The organism is Mycobacterium sp. E3305 (assembly GCF_001666785.1).
Taxonomy (GTDB): Bacteria; Actinomycetota; Actinomycetes; order Mycobacteriales; family Mycobacteriaceae; genus Mycobacterium.
Window position 1 is genome coordinate 13,554 of sequence record NZ_LZJA01000223.1, and the last position, 18,765, is coordinate 32,318.

General features: G+C 69.0%; 21 protein-coding genes and 1 tRNA gene. 8 read left to right on the plus strand and 14 right to left on the minus strand.

Annotated features, from left to right (window positions below; genetic code table 11):
- Positions 1 to 15: 15 nt before the first annotated feature.
- Positions 16 to 1,584 (plus strand): dolichyl-phosphate-mannose--protein mannosyltransferase, encoded by a 1,569-nt coding sequence (locus A5701_RS20605; protein WP_067758046.1) that lies wholly within the window; start codon positions 16 to 18, stop codon positions 1,582 to 1,584.
- Between the two features lie 104 nt (positions 1,585 to 1,688).
- Positions 1,689 to 2,537 (plus strand): DUF559 domain-containing protein, encoded by an 849-nt coding sequence (locus tag A5701_RS20610; protein WP_067758049.1) that lies wholly within the window; start codon positions 1,689 to 1,691, stop codon positions 2,535 to 2,537.
- 48 nt (positions 2,538 to 2,585) lie between these two features.
- Here A5701_RS20610 and arcA read toward each other — a convergent pair whose 3' ends face one another.
- A complete protein-coding gene (arcA, locus tag A5701_RS20615) occupies positions 2,586 to 3,800 on the minus strand; it encodes an arginine deiminase (RefSeq protein ID WP_067758183.1) in 1,215 nt (404 codons plus the stop codon).
- 72 nt (positions 3,801 to 3,872) lie between these two features.
- Between arcA and A5701_RS20620 the strand changes: the two genes are divergently transcribed.
- The gene (locus A5701_RS20620; protein WP_067783174.1) at positions 3,873 to 4,478 is read left to right on the plus strand and encodes an alpha-ketoglutarate-dependent dioxygenase AlkB; all 606 of its coding nucleotides are present in this window, start codon (positions 3,873 to 3,875) and stop codon (positions 4,476 to 4,478) included.
- On the opposite strand, the gene A5701_RS20625 is transcribed toward A5701_RS20620, so the two are convergent.
- From A5701_RS20625 to A5701_RS20635, 3 genes are read right to left on the minus strand one after another with little or no spacing between them, the layout of a single operon-like run.
- Positions 4,475 to 5,128, minus strand: coding sequence for a DUF5642 family protein (locus A5701_RS20625; protein ID WP_067758055.1), 654 nt, complete (start codon positions 5,126 to 5,128; stop codon positions 4,475 to 4,477). The genes A5701_RS20620 and A5701_RS20625 overlap by 4 nt on opposite strands.
- Before the next feature lie 28 nt (positions 5,129 to 5,156).
- Complete coding sequence (locus A5701_RS20630) at positions 5,157 to 5,843, minus strand: DUF5642 family protein (RefSeq protein WP_067758058.1); 687 nt, start codon at positions 5,841 to 5,843, stop codon at positions 5,157 to 5,159.
- Positions 5,840 to 6,790, minus strand: a complete 951-nt coding sequence (locus A5701_RS20635) for a GNAT family N-acetyltransferase (RefSeq protein WP_067758186.1) — start codon at positions 6,788 to 6,790, stop codon at positions 5,840 to 5,842. Before A5701_RS20635 ends, A5701_RS20630 begins: the two co-directional genes overlap by 4 nt.
- A 340-nt stretch (positions 6,791 to 7,130) precedes the next feature.
- On the opposite strand from A5701_RS20635, the gene A5701_RS20640 reads away from it, so the two are divergent.
- The gene (locus tag A5701_RS20640) at positions 7,131 to 7,877 is read left to right on the plus strand and encodes a WecB/TagA/CpsF family glycosyltransferase (RefSeq protein ID WP_231968918.1); all 747 of its coding nucleotides are present in this window, start codon (positions 7,131 to 7,133) and stop codon (positions 7,875 to 7,877) included.
- Here the strand turns inward: A5701_RS20640 and A5701_RS20645 are convergent.
- Genes A5701_RS20645 through A5701_RS20655 form a run of 3 tightly spaced genes read right to left on the minus strand, consistent with a single transcriptional unit; the run spans position 7,864 to position 10,050 of the window.
- Complete coding sequence (locus A5701_RS20645; protein ID WP_067758061.1) at positions 7,864 to 8,418, minus strand: HAD-IIIA family hydrolase; 555 nt, start codon at positions 8,416 to 8,418, stop codon at positions 7,864 to 7,866. The genes A5701_RS20640 and A5701_RS20645 overlap by 14 nt on opposite strands.
- Positions 8,419 to 8,428: 10 nt before the next feature.
- On the minus strand, positions 8,429 to 9,046 hold the full coding sequence (locus A5701_RS20650) for an SIS domain-containing protein (RefSeq protein WP_082950256.1): 618 nt from the start codon (positions 9,044 to 9,046) through the stop codon (positions 8,429 to 8,431).
- Positions 9,034 to 10,050 (minus strand): GHMP kinase, encoded by a 1,017-nt coding sequence (locus A5701_RS20655; RefSeq protein ID WP_067758189.1) that lies wholly within the window; start codon positions 10,048 to 10,050, stop codon positions 9,034 to 9,036. Before A5701_RS20655 ends, A5701_RS20650 begins: the two co-directional genes overlap by 13 nt.
- Positions 10,051 to 10,246: 196 nt before the next feature.
- Here A5701_RS20655 and A5701_RS20660 point away from each other — a divergent pair, with 196 nt between their 5' ends.
- The gene (locus A5701_RS20660; RefSeq protein WP_067758067.1) at positions 10,247 to 10,990 is read left to right on the plus strand and encodes a class I SAM-dependent methyltransferase; all 744 of its coding nucleotides are present in this window, start codon (positions 10,247 to 10,249) and stop codon (positions 10,988 to 10,990) included.
- Here A5701_RS20660 and A5701_RS20665 read toward each other — a convergent pair.
- The 3 genes from A5701_RS20665 to A5701_RS29395 form a co-directional block, all read right to left on the minus strand.
- The gene (locus A5701_RS20665) at positions 10,987 to 11,238 is read right to left on the minus strand and encodes a hypothetical protein (RefSeq protein ID WP_067758071.1); all 252 of its coding nucleotides are present in this window, start codon (positions 11,236 to 11,238) and stop codon (positions 10,987 to 10,989) included. The two genes, A5701_RS20660 and A5701_RS20665, sit on opposite strands and share 4 nt — an antisense overlap.
- An 85-nt stretch (positions 11,239 to 11,323) precedes the next feature.
- Positions 11,324 to 12,469, minus strand: a complete 1,146-nt coding sequence (locus A5701_RS20670; protein WP_067758074.1) for a M42 family metallopeptidase — start codon at positions 12,467 to 12,469, stop codon at positions 11,324 to 11,326.
- Positions 12,470 to 12,535: 66 nt separating this feature from the next.
- Positions 12,536 to 12,787, minus strand: a complete 252-nt coding sequence (locus tag A5701_RS29395) for a hypothetical protein (protein WP_067758079.1) — start codon at positions 12,785 to 12,787, stop codon at positions 12,536 to 12,538.
- A 51-nt stretch (positions 12,788 to 12,838) separates the two neighbouring features.
- Between A5701_RS29395 and A5701_RS20680 the strand changes: the two genes are divergently transcribed.
- From A5701_RS20680 to A5701_RS20690, 3 genes are all read left to right on the plus strand, one after another.
- Complete coding sequence (locus A5701_RS20680) at positions 12,839 to 13,447, plus strand: TetR/AcrR family transcriptional regulator (protein WP_067758082.1); 609 nt, start codon at positions 12,839 to 12,841, stop codon at positions 13,445 to 13,447.
- Complete coding sequence (locus A5701_RS20685) at positions 13,444 to 14,268, plus strand: hypothetical protein (RefSeq protein ID WP_067758085.1); 825 nt, start codon at positions 13,444 to 13,446, stop codon at positions 14,266 to 14,268. Before A5701_RS20680 ends, A5701_RS20685 begins: the two co-directional genes overlap by 4 nt.
- 319 nt (positions 14,269 to 14,587) lie before the next feature.
- The gene (locus tag A5701_RS20690) at positions 14,588 to 15,379 is read left to right on the plus strand and encodes an alpha/beta hydrolase (RefSeq protein ID WP_067758194.1); all 792 of its coding nucleotides are present in this window, start codon (positions 14,588 to 14,590) and stop codon (positions 15,377 to 15,379) included.
- A 65-nt stretch (positions 15,380 to 15,444) separates the two neighbouring features.
- Here the strand turns inward: A5701_RS20690 and A5701_RS20695 are convergent.
- From A5701_RS20695 to glp, 4 genes are all read right to left on the minus strand, one after another.
- Positions 15,445 to 15,517 (minus strand) — tRNA-Ala (locus tag A5701_RS20695).
- Positions 15,518 to 15,567: 50 nt separating this feature from the next.
- Complete coding sequence (gene glpR, locus A5701_RS20700; protein ID WP_067758088.1) at positions 15,568 to 16,587, minus strand: gephyrin-like molybdotransferase receptor GlpR; 1,020 nt, start codon at positions 16,585 to 16,587, stop codon at positions 15,568 to 15,570.
- A 192-nt stretch (positions 16,588 to 16,779) separates the two neighbouring features.
- Entirely contained in the window at positions 16,780 to 17,433 is a 654-nt protein-coding gene (locus A5701_RS20705) for a GNAT family N-acetyltransferase (RefSeq protein ID WP_197499159.1), read from the minus strand.
- Positions 17,434 to 17,454: 21 nt separating this feature from the next.
- The gene (gene glp / locus A5701_RS20710) at positions 17,455 to 18,750 is read right to left on the minus strand and encodes a gephyrin-like molybdotransferase Glp (RefSeq protein WP_067758095.1); all 1,296 of its coding nucleotides are present in this window, start codon (positions 18,748 to 18,750) and stop codon (positions 17,455 to 17,457) included.
- Between the last annotated feature and the right edge of the window lie 15 nt (positions 18,751 to 18,765).

The following is an 18,765-nucleotide window of genomic DNA, read 5'->3' on the forward strand; positions in this document are numbered from 1 at the left end:
CTACGATCGACACCGATGTCCGCCCCGCCCCGCGAAACCTTGGTCGCCGGCCAGGAGCGTGTCGTGCCCGCGGTCAGCCCGGGGCCGATGGTTCCGGTGGCCGACTTCGGTCCCACCGATCAGATTCGCGGCTGGGTCGTGACGGGCGTGATCGCCGTGCTGGCAACGATCAGCCGGTTCCTCAACCTCGGTTCGCCGACCGACGCCGGCACGCCCGTCTTCGACGAGAAGCACTATGCGCCCCAGGCCTGGCAGGCGCTGCACAACCACGGGGTGGAAGACAACCCGGGGTTCGGCCTGGTGGTCCACCCGCCGGTCGGCAAGCAGCTGATCGCGATCGGCGAGGCGATCTTCGGCTACAACGGCGTCGGCTGGCGGTTCACCGGCGCCCTGCTGGGCGTGGTGCTGGTTGTGCTGGTGACGCGGATCGTCCGGCGGATCAGCCGGTCCACGCTGGTCGGCGCGATCGCCGGGATTCTGGTGATCTGCGACGGCGTCAGCTTCGTCACCGCGCGGACCGCCCTGCTCGACGGCATCCTCACCTTCTTCGTGGTCGCGGCGTTCGGCGCGCTGATCGTCGACCGGGACCAGGTCCGCGAGCGGATGCACGTCGCGCTGCTGCAGGGGCGCGCCGCCGAGACGGTGTGGGGTCCGCGGCTCGGGGTGCGATGGTGGCGCTTCCTGGCGGGCGTCCTGCTCGGATTGGCTTGCGGGACAAAGTGGTCCGGGCTGTACTTCGTGTTGTTCTTCGGCGCGATGTCGCTGGCGTTCGACGTGGCGGCGCGGCGCCAGTACCAGGTGACCCGGCCCTGGGTGGGGGTCTTGCGGCGTGATCTGATCCCGACCGCGTACGCCCTGGTGGTCATCCCGTTCGCGGTGTACCTGGCCAGTTACGCGCCATGGTTCGCGTCCGAGACGGCGATCGACCGGCACGAGGTGGGCCAGTCGATCGGCCCCCATTCGGTGGTCCCGCTGCCGGATGCCATCCGGTCGCTATGGCATTACACCGCCAAGGCTTTCGACTTCCACAAGAGCCTGACCAACGCCGCAGGCAACTACCACCCGTGGGAGTCCAAGCCGTGGGCCTGGCCGATGTCGTTGCGGCCGGTGCTGTACGCGATCGACCAGCAGAACGTGTCCGGGTGCGGTGCGCAGTCGTGCGTCAAGGCGGAGATGCTGGTGGGCACCCCGGCCATGTGGTGGCTGGCGGTACCGGTCCTGGTCTACGCGTGTTGGCGCGCGTTCGTCCGTCGGGATTGGCGTTACGCCGTTGTGCTGACCGGTTATTGCGCGGGGTGGCTACCCTGGTTCGCCGACATCGACCGGCAGATGTACTTCTTCTACGCGGCGACGATGGGGCCGTTCCTGGTGATGGGCATCGCCCTGATATGTGGGGACATCCTCTATCCGCCCGGCCGTACTCACGGCCTGAGCTCGGAACGGCGCACGCTCGGGCTGATCGCGGTCTGTTGTTATGTGGCGTTGGTGGTGACCAACTTCGCCTGGCTGTTCCCGGTGCTCACCGGGTTGCCGATTTCGCAGCAGACGTGGGACATGGAGATCTGGCTGCCCAGCTGGCGCTGACGTCTTCGGCGTCGAGATTGCCGTGAGGGCTGTACAAATCGCGTTGTCCACAACCATGGCGGCAATGTGAACGGGCCAGTGGTGGTGACGCTCATGATGAGCGCATGGCTAGGGTCTTTGTCGGGAGCGAAGCGATAGCGCGCGGATCGCTGACCCGGGGTCAATTGCGTTGGAATTACCGCCAAATCCATCGGGACGTATACGTGCCGAAGAACGCGGGCGCATCGCTCCATGACAATATCTACGCCGCCTGGCTGTGGTCGGGCCGGCGGGCGATCATCGCCGGCCGGGCCGCAGCCGCACTCCACGGAGCGAAATGGGTGGACGATTTTGTCCCGGTAGATGTCGTCGGGCCTTTCAACCACGCACCGCCCGGCATCATCGTCCGTCGGGACCATATCGCCGCCGAGGATCTCGTCGAACTCCATGGCCTACCGGTGACCAACCCGGCGCGAACGGCGTTCGATCTGGCCCGGCACCTACCCCGCGGTCTGGCGGTTGCCCAACTCGACGCGCTGTCGGCCGCGACGGCCCTCGACCCGTTAGACGTGACTCGGCTGATCGCTCGTAACAAGCGGGCCCGCGGCGTCCGACGATGCCAAGTCGCCCTGTCCCTGATGGACGGTGGTGCGCAATCGCCGAAAGAAAGCTGGTTGCGGCTGGTCTTGATCGACGCCGGTCTTCCACGGCCCACCACGCAGATCAGAGTCACCGACGGGCGGCTCGTGGCCTACCTGGATATGGGTTGGGAACAACCGATGGTCGCGGTGGAGTACGACGGCGAGCAGCACCGCACCGACAGAAGCCAGTACGTGAAGGACATTCGTCGAGCGGAGATGGTGAGCCGCCTCGGTTGGACTGTGATCAGGGTGATCAACGAGGACCGGCCCCGCGTCATCGTTCAACGGGCACGCGATGCGTTGGCGAGCCGATCGTCATCGAGATTGCCGTGAAGGCTGTGAACTGGCCGCCAATCACGACCACGCCGGCAATCTCGACGTCTAGCGCAACGGATCGCGGGCCACGGGGCACGACATGCACCGGGGGCCGCCGCGGCCGGTGCCCAGTTCGGAGCCCGCGATCGTGAGCACCTCGATGCCCGCGTCCTGCAGGCGGGCGTTGGTCTGCGCGTTGCGCTCGTAGGCGACGACGACGCCGGGCGCCAGCGCCAGCGTGTTGTTGCCGTCGTCCCACTGCTCCCGTTCGGCGACGACGGGGTCCAATCCGGTGTCGATGACGCGCAGCCGGTCGATCTCCAGCGCCTTGGCGGCGGCCTCCAGGAACGGCGCCTCGTCGCTGATGGCGACGCCCTCGGGCGTGCGCTCGATGGTGAACGCCGAGAGCGTGTCGACGACGTTGGCGTACATCACCACGGTGTCGGTGTCGACCATCGTGCACACCGTGTCCAGGTGCATCTGGGCGCGGCGCTGGGCGATCGGCACGGCGAGCACCTTGCTGGCGAGGCCGTCGTCGAAGAGGCTGCGCGCCAACGCTTCCGCGCCGGCCGGGGTGGTCCGCTCGCCGACGCCGACGGCTATCACACCCGGGCCGAGCAGCAGCACGTCGCCACCCTCGACGGGCGCGGTGCGCGACTCGTAGGCGCGCCGCACCCCGGTGAACCGCGGATGATGGGCGTAGATCAGGTCGGTCAGCGACGCCTCGCGCACCCGGGCGCGCAACGCCAGCGTGGGGATCACCACGCGCGGACCGATCCAGATCGACGAGTCGCGGGTGAACACCAGGTTGGGCAGCGGCTCGATGACGAAGTCCGCGCCCTGGTGCATGCGCAGCACCAGCGAGACGTCGGTCCGGATATCCGACGGCAGTTCGTTGAACGTCATGCCGGCCATCAGCACGTGGGCCAGCCTGTCCGCGTCGAGCCCCCGCAGATAGCCCGAAAGTGCTTGCGCCAGAGGCACTCCCAGCCGGCGCGCGTCGACAGCGGCGGCCACGCCCTGCATCCGGGCGGCCCCGCTGTGGGTCAGGGCCTCGGCCAGCAGGTCGGCCAGCAGCAGCACCTCCACCCCGCGGGAGCGGAGCAGCTCGGCGAACTGGTCGTGTTCGTCCTGCGCGCGGGCGACCCAGGGCAGCCCGTCGAAGAGGAGCTGATCCATGTTGCGCGGATTGAGCCGCCGCAGCTCGCCGCCGGGGCGGTGCAGGATGACGACGCGCAGCGCTCCCACCTCGGAATTGGTGCCCAGCTCAACCACACCCACCACGGTAGCGGCGCCGGACCCGGCCGTCCCGGCGCCCGGCCACTCGAACGGGTGTGCGATAGACTGGGCGCCGTGGAGATGGCGGTACAAGGCTCCCTGTTCCAGCACACCGAGCGCAGGCAACTCGGTGACGGCGCCTTTATCGAAATCCGCGCCGGCTGGCTCACCGAAGCCGACGACCTGCTCGAAGCGCTCCTGACCGCGGTTCCGTGGCGGGAGGAACGCCGCCAGATGTACGACCGGGTGGTCGACGTGCCGCGGCTGGTGAGTTTCCACGACCTCACGGTCGACGAGCCGCCGCATCCCCTGCTGGCCCGGCTTCGGCGCCGGCTCAACGACATCTACGCCGGCGAACTCGGCGAGCCGTTCACCACGGTCGGGTTGTGCTGCTACCGCGACGGCTCCGACAGCGTCGCCTGGCACGGCGACACCATCGGCCGCAGCAGCTCCGAGGACACCATGGTGGCCATCATCAGCCTCGGCGCCACCCGCACGTTCGCCATGCGGCGGCGCGCGCGTCCTGCCAAAGGCCCGTCGTTGCGGCTGCCGCAGGCGCATGGGGATCTGCTGGTGATGGGCGGATCCTGCCAACGCACCTGGGAGCACGCCGTGCCCAAGACGTCGGCGCCGGTGGGCCCCCGCATCAGCATTCAGTTCCGCCCGCGCGGCGTCCGCTAGCTGCGGACGGCCTTCACCGCGCTCACCAGCAGGTCGCGGGCGCGCTGCGTATCGACCGGCGCGACCGGCTGCCCGGGGATCACCAGCGGATTGGCCGTGACGATCACCTGGTAATCACCGAACTGGGCCGAATAGTCGTAGAGTTCGCCGGTGCGCGGCCCGCCGGCGACCAGCGCCTGCAGCACGCGGTGCACCCCCAGCGTGTGAGTCCCGTCGATCTGCGGGGCGTCGACCACCTCCACGCCGCCGCGGAGCTGCGGCCCGGAGAACGCGATTTTCGCGCAGTCCTTGCCGGGTTCGTTGAGAGGCAACGCTTTTGACGTTTCCACGGCGATGACCACGAACCGGTTGCCCTTGCCCTCGGCGGACACCGCGGCCATGTTGCCCTGCAGGTCCGGCGGCATTTCCGGCCCCGTCGCCGCCTTCGCGCAGGTGGCGGGATCGAACGTCAGCCCCTCCGGGAGCTTGCGTCCGGACAGCACCTTGGGATCGATCCCCCGCTCGCCGATATCGGTGACCTTGAAGTCCGGCCCGAAGCTCGACTTCACGTCGGCGACCTTCTTGATGTCGGCTTTGGCCGAGGTCGCCTCCCCCGACGAGCAGCCTGCGAGCACACCCACCACCGCGACCGTGACCGCCACCTTGAACACCGTGGCTAATCTACCCAAGGCGGTTGCGTCAGCTGCGCAACGTGGACACCGTTTTGACGAGCAGATCGCCGGCGAATTGCGGTGGCAGCGCGGGCACCACCGAACCCGGATCGGTGGTCAGCGTGGTGAACGCGTAGAAGTTCCCCAGGTACGCGGTGAAGGTGTATGTGCGCGAATCTATCTCGGTGCCCGACTCGACCGACGACTTGACGTCGGTGACCATCCCGACGGTTTGGGCGCCCTCGATGTGCGGGGCGTCGATCAGGTGCACGGTCGCCGTCGTGCGCCCGGCGGTCATCGTCCACTGGCCACACGCGGCTACCACATCGTCGGGCAGATCCACCGGCCCCGGCAAAGCCACCACCACCGCGTCGACGATGCCGCCGCTACCCGACCCCGACACGCCCTGGGCCGTCTGGTCGCGCCCATTGCCGGGATCGGCGAGCTGACCGCATTGCGCCGGCTTGGCGCGGGTGTCCGACGCCTCCGGCCCGAGGCTCCAGATCACCCGGGGTGACGCCCCGCCGGGAATGCCCGTGGTCGCCTCGTAGCCGGGCGGGAGCTCGCGAACGACGCGTTTGATGTTGGCCGGGTTGACCGCCTTCGGCGCCGGCGTTTTCGTCGGCGCGGGCGAGGGAACGGGGGCGGGCGCGTGACCGCACGCGGCAACCACCAACGCGAGCGCGCAAACCGGGCCGATCCGGAACGGGCTCAGCCGACCACCTCGATCATCTGGCGGGCGACGTGCTCGATCTGGGCGGCCACGTCACGCCGGAACCCGTGGTCGCGCCGGTGCGGCACGTCGATGACGGTGGTGATGACGCCGATGTCCTCGCGCTGCCAGACCGCCCCGTAATGGTCCATGATGGTGCGCATCGGCAGGTTGTCGGAAAGCATTCGCGCGGAGAATCTTTCGACCCCGGCGACCCGAGCGGCGATCGACAGCGCATTGACCAGGAAGGTGCCGATCCCCCGGCCCTGATAGGCGTCGGCGACGGTGAAGGCGATCTCGGCGATGCTGCGGTCGGCCTCGTCACGCACGAAACGCGCGTCGGCCACCGGGTCGCCGCCGTCGATCACCACCCAGACGAAGTGGTCGACGTAGTCGACCTCCGACAGGTAATGCATCAGCGCCGGGGTGGGCAGGCGCGGCGTCATGAAACGCCGGTACAGCGTCTCGCTGGAGAATTGGATGTGCCCGTGCACGGTTCGCTCGCTGTCACCGGGCAGCACCGGTCGCAGCATCAGGTGCGTGCCGTCGCGGACCCGGATCGGGATCGGCGTGATGAACCCGGCGAGCCGCTGGCGCACCGTCCGCAGCAGCCGCTCCATCACCCCGGGGATGTGCACCATGCGCGCGAACGCGTCGTTGTCACCGATCCAACCCGTCAGCGGCCCGGCGGTGGTGACCGTCGCGGTCCGCGGGATGTGACGCAGCAGCGCGATCTCCCCGATCAGCATCCCCGGGAACGCATGCTCGACGATGACCACACCGTCGTCGCCGACGTGGGTGATCTCGACGATGCCGGACGAGATGAGCAGGAAGGAAACGGCCTGCTCGCCCTGCTTCATCAGCACTTGGCCGGACCCGGCGCGCAGCGGTTGCAGGGAGGCGGCCAACGGCGCGAGATCGGAGGTGGGACACCCCTCGAAGATGTCCATCGTCGCCAGCTCGTCCGCGCGCGCGCCGGTCAAGGCCACTGCGATAGCCCGCCGATCACACGGTCGTGGCGTGGGTCTGCGCCTCGCGGTGACCGCCGCTTTGCCATGACCTGCCCGCCTGCGTTGCCGTCGTCTACCCCGCCAGTCCCGAAACTCCCGACGCGGTCGGATGTTGCCCAGGTTATGGGCTCGGTTCCGGGCGCGGCAAGGACGCGCGGCCGATAGTTCGCGAGGGCGCGTCGGCCGGTCCGCCGGTGATGCCGCGGGGCATGATGATCGGGTGAGCGCAGGCCGCCGAAGTTCACCGAGGCTGACCGGCGCGGGACCGCGGAAAATCCAGGTGGGCGGTCTCTGGTTCGACGCCCTGACCCAGGAACAGGTCGTCGGGGCGGTGCGCGGCGCCTGGGCCGCCGGCCGCGGCGGATCGATCGTGCCGGTGAACATCGACGTCGCCCTGGCGGCCGCCCGCCGCACCGAACTCGCCGACCTGATCGCCCGCGCCACCCTCGTCGTCGCCGACGGCATGCCGCTGGTGTGGGCGGCGCGGGCCAAGGGCGACAGGCTGCCCGAGCGCGTCGCCGGCTCCTCGCTGATATTTCCGCTGAGCGCCGCGGCGGCCGCCGACGGCAAGTCGGTCTACCTCCTCGGCGGCGCCGAGGGCGTACCGGAGCGGGCGGCCGAGGCGCTCGTCGCGCACTCGGCCGGCCTGCGCATCGCGGGCACATGCTCGCCGCCCTTCGGCTTCGATCAGACGGAGGAGGGGGCGCGGCGCGCCGTGGCGGCCGTCGTGGCCGCCGCTCCCGACCTGGTCTTCGTCGGCCTGGGCTTTCCCAGGCAGGAACGGCTCATCGAATTGCTGCGCGCGGAGCTGCCCGGCGCCTGGTGTCTCGCCTGCGGTGGCGGCATCGCGATGACCGCCGGGATCGTCCGCCGGGCGTCCCCCGTGCTGCAACGGCTGGGCTTCGAGTGGGTGCACCGGCTGGCGCTCGAGCCGCGCCGGCTCGCCCGCCGGTACCTGCGGGACGATCTACCGTTTGCGCTGGCATTGGTGATTCGCTCTGCGGCGCAACGGTTTAGGCGGGACTAGATTCCTTCGCGCTCAAGATGATTCGCACGGCGGCGGCGAGGTCGTCGACCACGACGTCGGCGCCGTGAGCGTGTCCCCCGCCGGGGCGCAGCAGGACGGTCGCCGCGCCGGCCGCCCGGCCGGCCAGCACGTCGGTCTCGCTGTCGCCGATCATCACCGACTCGGCCAACGCGAATCCGTGCTCGCGCGCCGCGCGCAACAACATGCCCGCCCCGGGCTTGCGGCAGTCGCAGCTGGCCGCCGCGTGCGGGCAGTGGTACTCGGCGTCGAGGCGGGCGCCCTCGTCCGCCAGCAGGTGTTCCAGCCGGTCCTGGACGGCGGCGAAACGCGCGGCCTCCGCAGCCGGTTCGGACAGCCAGCGCTGATTCGTCACCAAGACGGTGCGCAGGCCCGCCGCGTTCAACGCGGCCACCGCGCGGGCGGCGCCGGGCAATAGCACCAGCTCTTCTGGCGACCTGACGTACTCGCCGTCGGCGGCCTTGACGTTGATCGTCCCGTCCCGGTCCAGGAAGACGGTACGGACGTTGCGCAGATCGGGCATCCGGTCGGTCTCAGGAGGGCCGGTCAAACAGCGCCGCTTCGACCATCTCGCAGATCGAGTGACCGAGGTGCAGGCATGCCTCCTGGACGCGGCCGGTGTTGTCGCTGGGCACCCGGATGCACAGCGCGGCGACGTCGGCCACCTTGCCGCCGCGCGCACCGGTGAGCGCGACGGTCGCCATCCCGGCGTCGGCGGCCGCCTCGAGCGCGCGAACGACGTTCGGTGAGTTGCCCGAGGTGGTGAGGCCGACCACCACGTCGCCCGCGCGGCCGGCGGCGAGCACCTGGCGGGCGAACACCTCGTCGTAGGAGTAGTCGTTGCCGATCGCTGTCATCGCCGCGGTGGCGTCCGGCAGGCTGATCGCCGCCAGACCGGGTCGGTCAAACGCGAAGCGGCCCATCAGTTCTGCGGCCAGATGCCCCGCGTCTTGCGCGGATCCGCCGTTGCCGAAAAAGATCACCTTCCCGCCGGAGCGAAGCGAGGAGATCATCAGCCGCGCGATCTCGACGGTCTGCGCGGCGATGGCGCCCGAGAGCATTTGCTGCTTGACGGCGATCGTGTCCGCCAACCGCGCCTGGACCAGCTCGACGCTCGGGGCGACGACATCCGAGCTGCTCATGCCTGCCATGTCGTGAGTCCTTTGCTCTCGAAGGCGAATTCGGTGATGGTCGCTCCGGCCGACTCGAGGGATTCGATGAGGCGGTGTTTCTTCGCGAAATCGCAGAACAGCAGGATGTAACCGCCGCCGCCGGCCCCGGTGATCTTGCCGCCGAGTGCACCGTTGCGCAGGGCCAGGTCGTAGAGCTCGTCGATGCGTTCGTTGGTGATGTAGGGCGACATGCGCTTCTTCTGCGTCCACGCCTCGCCGAGCAACGCGCCGAAATCGTTCAGCTTGTTCGTCAGCAGGGCGGCCTTCATGGCGACCGCCAACTCCTTCTGCGCCCGCAGTCCCGCCAGGGTGTCGTCCGCGCCCGTGGTGGCGCGCCGCGTCTGGTCCTCGATCACCCGCGCGGAATCCCGCGTGATGCCCGTAAAGCACAGCAGCAGGCTGAGTTCCAGCTCGAACGCGGTCTCCTCGCGGATGCGCAGCGGGTTGACGATCACGCGGTCGGTGAACTCGATGAAGTTGAATCCCCCGAACGTCGCGGCGTACATGTCCTGCATGCCGCCCGTGATGCCCAGGTCCTCACGCTCGATGGCGCACGCCAGCTGCGCGGTCTCGTATTCGCCCATCGGGACGCGGTAGTGCTCGGCGAGCAGGCCGGTGAGGGCAACCATCATCGTCGACGACGAGCCCAGCCCCGAACCCGGCGGTGCGCTCGACCGCAGCACCAGGTCGTAGCCGTCCGTGCCGTCCTTGCCGAACCTGCGCACAGCGGCCTTGATCAGATCCAGGCTGCCGTCGTAGAGGATCTCGCTGTCGAGCGTCATCTCGTGGGTGGTCTTGAAGTCCACCGACTCGATCGTGACCCTGCGATCGGTCCGCGGGGAAAGCGAACCCTGCGCGTAGCGGTCGATGGTCGCCGACAGGACGCAGCCGCCCTCGGTGGTCGGGAACGGCGGTACGTCCGTGCCGCCCCCAGCGAACGAGATCCGCAGCGGCGCGCGGGCACGGATTCTTGGCCGGGGCAGGGGATTCACTGTCGACGTATATCCGCTCAGCCGGCCGACGCGCGTCCCGCGATAGTCGGCGAAATGTGCGCCACGTGCCAACCCCAATGCATCGATCTCTTCGGAAGAGCCCTAGCGTAGCAGCCGGATCGGCAGAAAAATCGGGATTCACCTGCGGATTGTGCCCACCCGTCCACGCCTTCACGAAAGCCATGAAATGAGCCAGGATGCAGTCGAATTGACCCGCGGCCTCCTCACCGAGACCGCCACGCTGCGGCACGGTTTCCTCGACGTACTGGGCGAGTCGACGACTTCGCCGGCCCCGACGTTCGCCCAGCGCGCCATGAACAGCCCTCTCGTCGCGACAATCTACGAGCGGCTGTGGCGGCCGGCCGCCTTCTACGTCGCCAGCGGCGTCACCACCGGCGCGGAGCAGCGGCGCGCGGCATCGGCGCTGAAGCTGTCCGGCGCAGACAGATTGCTCGATGTCGCCTGTGGCCCAGGCAATTTCACGGGTTCCCTGGCCGCACAACTATCGGACGGCGGGCTGGCCGTCGGCTTCGACATCTCCGAGCCGATGCTGACGCGCGCCGTCTTGGACAACAGCGCCCCGCGCACCTGTTATGTCCGCGGCGACGCTCGCGCGCTGCCGTTCGCCGACGAGACTTTCGACGCGGTCTGCTGCTTCGGCGCGCTGTATCTGATGCCCGAGCCGTTCGGTGTGGCACGCGAAATGGTGCGGGTGCTGCGGCCCGGGGGGCGGATCGCGATCCTGACCAGCTACACGCCCGACCTGCCCGCGATCCGGTACGCGATGACCAGCGGCGCGCGCGTCATCGGGCTGACCATGTTCGACCGGCACGCCTTCGTCGAGCTGTTCGCCTCGGCCGGCCTGGTCGACGTCGAGCAGCAGACCCAGCGCGCGTTGCAGTTCGTCGTCGCCGCTAAGCCCGAGAGCTAGGACGCCACCTTGCCCACGCCGAGCACCCGGACGACCGGCGTTCCCGCCTCGCACTCCAATACCCAGGGTTCGCCGCCGTCGACGGGCTCCGAGGTGAGCGTGAACATCACCGGCCGGCCGCTGCGCTGCGTCATCTGCGTGCATTCCACCCGGAACAGGCGATAGTCGCCGCCCCGATCGATCGCGAGCGAGAACCCGGGCCGCACCGACTCAACCGGCACCTTCTGCAGGTAGTAGTCAACGTTCATCCGTCGACCGTAGGGCCGTCAGAACGGCGCGCCGGGTGCCGCCACGCGGCTCTTAGGCAATGTTCAGGCAAATTTTGGGACGGCATTAGGGTTCGCCGCGCGCGTGCGCTCCCGGCTGCATGACGAACTCCACGACGATCGCCGCCATGTCGTCGATCGCACTGCGGAGCATGACTTCGTAACCGTGGGTGCTCAGCGTGGGCAGACATAGCAGGCCCGCGCGCGGCGTCAGACCGTTGGCCTTGGAGTGCGACGCGTCCGACTCAAAGGCGCCCAGCACCGCCCCCTGCGGCGACAGGCCCAAGTCGTTGGCGATGCCCGTCAGCCGGTCGGCGACGTCCTTGTCGTAGACGCACAGCGCGTCGCTATAGCCGATGATCGGGCCGCCGCTGACTTTGGTGCCGTACTCGCGCTCGGTCGGGCCGACCTCGAGCGCGAGGGTCAGGGTGCCGGGCAGCGATCCGCTGGCGTAGGTGCCCCCCACCCCGCCGATCTCTTCGTTGGTGGTGAACGCGAGATAGACGTCGTCGACGGGTCGTTGGCCGCGCTCGCGCAGCACGCGAGCGGCGCGCAGCAGGGCGGTCACCGCGGCGCGATCGTCGAGGAAGTAGCAGCCCAGATAGTCGCCGATTTCGACCAGGGTCCGCTTGCTGCGGTCGACGCACACCCGCGTGCCCGGGCGCACCCCCGCGGCTTCCAACTCGTCGGGGCTGCGGCCGGTGAAGACGTAGACGTGGTCCCAGTCCAGCGCCTTGTCGCCCTGGTCGGGCTTGGTCTGCCAGATCCGCTGGCTCTCCTGGGTGGTGTGTTCGGAGCCCAGTGTGAGGACCGCGGTCAGCGTGGCGTTCTCGCCGAGCACGGCGACCGGACCGAGGCCGAAGTTGCCCGGGTACATCGTCCCGAGCTGCGTCAGGTGCAGCGTCCCGTCCGCTTCCACCCGCTTGACGAGCATGGACAGTTCGTCCATGTGCGCCATGACCCGCGTCGCGACGCCGGGCTCGGCCGCCGAGGACACCCGGTGCCGGTGCCCGTGCCCGGCGCCCTCGGCGGGGGGCTCGGCACCGATGTAGCCGATCAGGTTGCCGGCGTCGTCGGTCCACATGTCGTCAACGACGGGACGGAGTTCTCGGGCACACACGGCGCGGACGTCGGCTTCCTGGCCGCACGGCCCGTAGGCCCACAGCAGTTCCTGCAACAGCTCGTCGATGGAATCGTCCTCGCGCGGCGCCATTCGGTCCTTTCGGTTGATGGCTTGTCGCAAGGATCAGTACCCGCGCCGCGTCATGGGCAATCGCGCTCACTCGCAGGCGAGTTCCGGTCGTTCGGGGCGGTGCGGCAGCAGGCTGGGCAGCCACTTCCCCACGTCCGCGGCCGTGAGGTTCGAGGCCCGCTCGAGGTGTTGGCCCACAACGATGTTCGCCTCCAACCGGGCGCGCGCCGCCACGTCGTCCGGGTTGCCGGAGGCGCACGCGGCGGGGAGATCACCCGACCGGTTGCCCTGGGGGGTCGCTCGCCGCGCGCTGGAACGGTGAACGACGCCGCGTACCATTCGTTGACGGTCGTCATTGACGGTCGTCAGCCAAAGACGTAGGGTGCGTCGATGGGGTCATCGCCCGCCTCCTCCGTGACCGAAACTCCACCCGGTGGCGTCCGGGAGGCCCGGCGACTCGAAACGCGGGCGCGCCTGTTCGACGCCGCGCTGGGCGAGATCGGGCAGCGCGGCTTGGCCGCGGCCGATGTCAGCGCCATCGCCGCCGCGGCGGGCGTGGTGCGGGGAACGTTCTATTTCCATTTCCCGACGAAGGAGCACGTGCTCGCCGAGCTGGAGCGCGCCGAGGAGAGGCGGATAATTGGCGAGCTCGGCGACGCCAAGGGCGATTTGGCCACTGTCCTGTCGGACGTCGTATCGCGGATACTCGACGCCGAAAATCGTTTGGGTGCAGGCGTTTTCCGGGACATGCTCGGTCTGCATTTCTCGCCATCGCGTCCCGTTGAAGAGGAGCTGGCGCAGCACCCGATCGCACAGTTCCTGGCGGGCGTGATCGGCCGTGCGCAAGACGCGGGACAAGTCTCGTCCGACGCGGACGCAACGGAACTGGCGATGTTCTTTCTCACCGGGCTCTTTGCGCTGCTCGCCGTTGGATCACACGACCCTGCGCTGTTAAGTCGTTACGTATCAACGAGTGTCAACGGAATGGAGAAACGATGAACAGCACGAGCATCGAGGGGTATCGCGATTTCCTCGCTAGGCGCGACGGCGAGGCCGACCTACTCAACCGACGATTGGCGAAGCGCGAGCAGTTCTTCGGTCAACTCGAAGCGAACCCCGTCCGGTCGGCCCACCCGATCGATCAACAGACGTTCCTGCGCAACCTGCGCCGCCGGCGGCCCGAGGCAGGCCTGGATCGCAAGATGCTGTTCCTGCTGGCGACGGCCAAGCTGAATCAGGCCGAGCGGTTCGGCGTGGGGCTCGGCGAAACCTACGGGCGCAACAGCGGTCACGATGCGCCGCCCGAAAGCGTCTACCTCGAACTGGAAGAGCACTACCACACCCGGCTGCTCGCATACGCGCTCGACGTCTTCGACCTGACGTTCCAAGTCGCCCCTCCCCCGTTCGTCATGCGCCAGTTCGTCAAAACCGGCGTGTTCATGCCGCAAAGGCTGGGCTTTGCGTTCGTCGGCGCCGGCGAGATGGCGGGCTGCATCATGTTCGACGAGTTACGCCGCGCCGGCACAGAACTGTTCGCCGACGAACCGGAAGTCTGCGCGCGAATCGAACTGCTCTACCGCGAAATCCTCACCGACGAGATCGGCCACGTCGGCTACTGCGCCTCGCGCTGCACCGCCGGCGAGCGGGTGATCATGCGCCGCATCTACCCGTTCGTGGGGCGGATGTTCGCCCGGCAAACCGCCGAGATCGGCATGCTGGTCGACCCGAAGGCGTTGCACGCCCGACTCGACCGGCCCTTCGACGTCGACGAGCTCACCGCCGGCCTGGGCAACGAAACCTATCTCGTCGCCCGTCCGTGAGGGGCGGCTCGCGCACCGCGTCGCGTGGCAGGTGGTTGGCGGGAGGGACTGAGGTGTGGGAAACCTCGAGCCACGGCCCGTTGCTTGAGCCGTAACAGTCTGGCCTCAGCTTGTTCCATTGGGACTCTGTTCAGTCCCTTCCTGAGTTGAGCCTGCCACCCGGTGGCCACCTACCGGTAGTGCTGATCGCCTTTCGGGGGCATTGTTCGCTCAATGGACTGCGGGGTGCTCGGCGAACCAAGGCCCGCGGACGCTGGAATTTGCCGACGGCCAGGCCAAATCGCCACGACGGATGGTCGCCGGTGCCATCCTTTTGGGTATGTCCGAGACGCGGCACGTTGTCCTGATTCACGGCAACTGGTCACGCGGAGAACAGCTGGCCGCCGCCCGCGCCGCGTTCCAGGATCGCGGTTACACCGCGCATACGCCGACGCTGCGGCATCACGAATTGCCGATCCACGAGGGGGCCGCCAAGGTGGCCTCCCTAAGCCTGCGGGATTACGTCGACGACCTGGTGGCCTTCGTCGGTTCGCTCGAAACGCCACCGTTGTTGGTCGGCCACTCGATGGGCGGCCTGCTCGCCCAACTGGTCGCCGCACGCACCCCCCACACCGGGCTGGTCGCGGCATGTCCCGCCCCCGCTGCCGGCATCGGCGGTTCGACTCCCGCCAACAGGCGGATGTCGGCGCCGTGGTTCCTGCGCTCGCGCGCCTGGGCCAAACCGGTGCCTCCTCCCCCGTTCGAGCGATTCCGGCAATGGGTGGCCAACACCCAATCTGAGGACACCGCCCGCGAGATATATGACGGCCTGGTTTGCGATTCCGGTCGAGCACAGTGCGAGATGCTCCTTGCGATACTCAGGCTCTCCCGGGCAACCCGCGTCGATGCCGCCGCGGTGAGCGCGCCGGTGTTGGTGATTGGGGGCGAATGCGACCTGATCGTGCCCGCAGGGGTGTTGCGCAAGACCGCGGCGCAATACCGGCACGCGGACGTCGTCGTGATACCCGACTCCGACCACATGGTCTTCTCGGGGGCTTCCCTACCGCTAACCATGAGCCACATTGACGCGTGGCTGACGAAGAATGAGCTCTTCGCCGCCACGCCGAACTAGGTGCCGTGACGCGCGCTTGCTGATCGACCGCCTTGGCGAAGCGCCCTTTACCTGGTCAATCTCTGTGGAGCTAAGGGGATTCGAACCCCTGACCTACTCGATGCGAACGAGTCGCGCTACCAACTGCGCCATAGCCCCTGATCGCTAGCAGGCTACCAGCCGCGGGCCGAACCGCCGAAATGCGATCGCTACTCGCCGACGGCTCGCGGCAAGTCCCTGGGCCAGCCGTAGTTGCGCATCGGCATCGCGTAGTCCAGGTGCTCGAAGATCGGGTCCTCGTCGTCGATCTCGAGAACCACCGCCCCCGGCCGCCGCAGGCGCGACGGGACCACGTCGTAGTCGCGGTCGTAGGCGTTCTCGACGCCCATACGCGCCCGCGACATCCGCTGCATCCGGCGGCGACGGACCTTCTCCTCGATGCGGGTCTGGCGCCGCAGGTACGCCAGGTAGAGCAGCGTCACGACGGTGGCGCTGCCGCACGCCCACCAGGCGGTCGGCGAAATCTTGAACGCGGCCGTGGCCGTGCCGACCAGCACGACGGCCATCACCATCAACACGCGCTTGCGGAAGGCGTACTTGCGGGCGCTGACCGCGGCGGCGGTCTTGGTGTCGAAGCGGCGGCGCCGAGAGGCGTTCCGCGGGACGGGCGGCGGCATCTCCTCGTCGTCGGCCTCGGCCTCGGGCTCCAGACCCGAAGAGTCGTCGACGTATTCGAAGCCCTCGTCGGCTTCGTCGCCGGCGTGGGCGACCACGTCGGTGTCGGAGTCCTCGTCGTCCTCGTCGGCCTCGGCTTCTTCCTCGACGACGGCATCGACGGCCGCCGGCAGGGCCTGAGAATCCTCGACGACATCGACGTCGAGGTAGTCGGGCTCGGTGAGCTCGGGTGTCGCGATCTTCATGACGACGGGGCGCGCGGCCCGCAGCTCCTCGGTGTCGTGCTCTTCGTCTTCGTCACCCTCGGCGAGGTCGAGCTCGTTGTCGGCCGACTCTTCCGGCGGTTTCCAGTCGGGGTCGCTGCGATGACCCGCGGCCGGGCCGCTGCGCTTGATCAGGCGGGAGTTCGCGCCGCCGTTGAGGACCCGGGTCGCCAGGGCGACGTCGCTGGTGCGGCGCACGGCGTCGCGTTTGCTGACGAGCATGGGCACCAAGACGAACAGCCAGAGCACTACGAGCGAGATCCACAACAGTGACTGCGGAATGCTTGGCATGACGACCTGCTCTCTTCGGTTCCGATTCCGCGAAGCCCCTCGGAGGCCAGCGCGGCCGGGTCTTGGTGACCAGGACAATTACACACCTGTAATTTGCCTCTCACAAGCACCACGAGTCACTCGTGTCGCGGTAGCCACACGGGGGCCAAATGCGCTAGTCGCGGCGCGGCCGCCCAGCGCGGGGCTGCGCCGTCACGCCCAGCTGGCGTGCCCGCCCCGGACCAGGGTCGATGCCACCGACCCGGACACCTCTTCGGCCGTAATGGCCATCAACAGGTGGTCCCGCCACGCCTTGTCGACCTCGAGGTAGCGCTGCAACAAACCCTCTTGCCGGAAGCCGACTTTTGCCAACACGGCCCGGCTGGCCGCGTTCTCGGGGCGCACGGTGGCCTCGACGCGGTGCAGCATCACCGGACCGAAGCAGTGATCCAGGCCCAGCGCCAGGGCTGCCGTGGCCACCCCGCCGCCGGTCGCCGACCGCGGCACCCAATAGCCGATCCACGCCGATCGCAACGCCCCATGGGTGACGTTGCCGATGGTCAGCTGGCCACAGAAGCGTCCGTCGAGCTCGATGACGTAGGGCAGCATGCGGCCCGCACGGGCCTCCGCGCGCAGGCCGGAGCACAGCGCCGGCCACGCGGCGACGGTGTGCCGGGTCGTCCAATCGCTCTCCGCGCTGGGCTCCCACGGCTCGAGGTGGGCGCGGTCGGCCAACCGGATGCGGCTCCATTGGGCGCCGTCGCGCATCCGCACCGCCCGCAGTCGGACGACTCCCGCCGGCACCCGCAAGGGCCCGACATCCAGCGGCCAGCCCGGGTGGCGGGCGTTGGTGCGCAACAGGTTCACGAGCTGGCGGAGTCGTTGCACTTAACCGCGCTGAGCCAGGAAGGCGACATCGACGATTTCGCCGGTGCGGATCTGTTCGGCGCCGCTGGGCACCACCACGAGGCAGTTGGCTTCGGCGAGGGTGGCCAGCAGGTGCGAGGACGCCCCGGGCGGCCCGCCGAGTGCCTGCACCAGGTATTCACCGGTCTCCTGGTCGCGCATCAACTGGCCGCGCAGGTAGCCCTTGCGCCCGGCGACCGACGTGATCGGCGACAGGGTGCGGGCCTGCACGATCCGGCGCATCGGCTGACGCTTGCCCAGCGAGAGCCGGATCAGCGGCCGGACCATCACCTCGAAGACCACCAGCGCGCTGACCGGGTTGGCGGGCAGCAGAAACGTCGGGACGCCGTCGCGGCCGAGCTGCCCGAAGCCCTGGACCGACCCGGGGTGCATCGCGACGCGGACGACTTCCATCTCCCCCAGCTCGGAAAGGACCGAGCGCACCGACTCGGCCGCGGCGCCGCCGACCCCGCCGGCGATCACCATCACCTCGGCGCGGTTGATCTGGCCCTCGACGGTGTCGCGGAATTCCTTGGGGTCGTTGCTGACGATGCCGATGCGGTTGACCTCGGCACCGGCATCGCGGGCCGCCGCCGCCAGCGCGTAGGAGTTGACGTCGTAGACCTGGCCGTTGCCGGGGGTGCGTGAAATGTCGACCAGTTCACCACCGACGGCCAACACCGTCACCCGGGGCCGCGGATGCACCAGCACCCGCTCGCGGCCGACCGCCGCGAGCAGCCCGACCTGGGCCGCGCCGATCACCGTGCCGGCGCGCACCGCGACGTCGCCGGGCTGCACGTCGTCGCCGGTGCGGCGCACGTACGCACCCGACGGCGCGCCGCGCAGGATCCGCACTCGCTTGCTCCCGCCGTCGGTCCAGCGCAACGGGATCACCGCGTCGGCGAGCGTGGGTAGCGGGGCTCCCGTGTGCACTCGGGCGGCCTGGCGCGGTTGCAGGCGGCTGGGGGTGCGCGCGCCGGCCTCGACGGTTCCCATCACCGGCAGGACCAGGCCCTCGCGCCGGTCTTCGTCCAGCTCGGCGTCGCCGGGCGGCGGCTCAGGCATGCTGTCGGCTCCCACTTCGCCGATGCCCAGCACGTCGACGCTGCGCACCGCGTAGCCGTCGATCGCGGCCTGGTCGAAGCCGGGCATGGGCCGCTCGGTGACAACTTCCTCGGCACACATCAATCCCTGCGCCTCGGCGATGGCCACCCGGATGGGCCGCGGCGCCACCGCGGCAGCGGTTATCCGGGCCTGCTGCTCCTCAACAGAACGCACAGCGCGCCTCTCTGC

Bases quoted from the DNA above. Each gene is read 5' to 3' on its own strand.
- A5701_RS20680 (WP_067758082.1), top strand. From the start codon at position 12,839: ATGGGGTCATCGCCCGCCTCCTCCGTGACCGAAACTCCACCCGGTGGC.
- A5701_RS20670 (WP_067758074.1), bottom strand. From the start codon at position 12,469: ATGGCGCCGCGCGAGGACGATTCCATCGACGAGCTGTTGCAGGAACTG.
- A5701_RS20650 (WP_082950256.1), bottom strand. From the start codon at position 9,046: ATGGCAGGCATGAGCAGCTCGGATGTCGTCGCCCCGAGCGTCGAGCTG.
- glpR (WP_067758088.1), bottom strand. From the start codon at position 16,587: ATGCCAAGCATTCCGCAGTCACTGTTGTGGATCTCGCTCGTAGTGCTC.
- A5701_RS20605 (WP_067758046.1), top strand. From the start codon at position 16: ATGTCCGCCCCGCCCCGCGAAACCTTGGTCGCCGGCCAGGAGCGTGTC.
- A5701_RS20685 (WP_067758085.1), top strand. From the start codon at position 13,444: ATGAACAGCACGAGCATCGAGGGGTATCGCGATTTCCTCGCTAGGCGC.
- A5701_RS20645 (WP_067758061.1), bottom strand. From the start codon at position 8,418: ATGCCCGATCTGCGCAACGTCCGTACCGTCTTCCTGGACCGGGACGGG.
- A5701_RS20690 (WP_067758194.1), top strand. From the start codon at position 14,588: ATGTCCGAGACGCGGCACGTTGTCCTGATTCACGGCAACTGGTCACGC.
- A5701_RS20665 (WP_067758071.1), bottom strand. From the start codon at position 11,238: ATGAACGTTGACTACTACCTGCAGAAGGTGCCGGTTGAGTCGGTGCGG.
- A5701_RS20635 (WP_067758186.1), bottom strand. From the start codon at position 6,790: ATGGACATCTTCGAGGGGTGTCCCACCTCCGATCTCGCGCCGTTGGCC.
- A5701_RS20610 (WP_067758049.1), top strand. From the start codon at position 1,689: ATGGCTAGGGTCTTTGTCGGGAGCGAAGCGATAGCGCGCGGATCGCTG.
- A5701_RS20660 (WP_067758067.1), top strand. From the start codon at position 10,247: ATGAGCCAGGATGCAGTCGAATTGACCCGCGGCCTCCTCACCGAGACC.
- A5701_RS29395 (WP_067758079.1), bottom strand. From the start codon at position 12,787: ATGGTACGCGGCGTCGTTCACCGTTCCAGCGCGCGGCGAGCGACCCCC.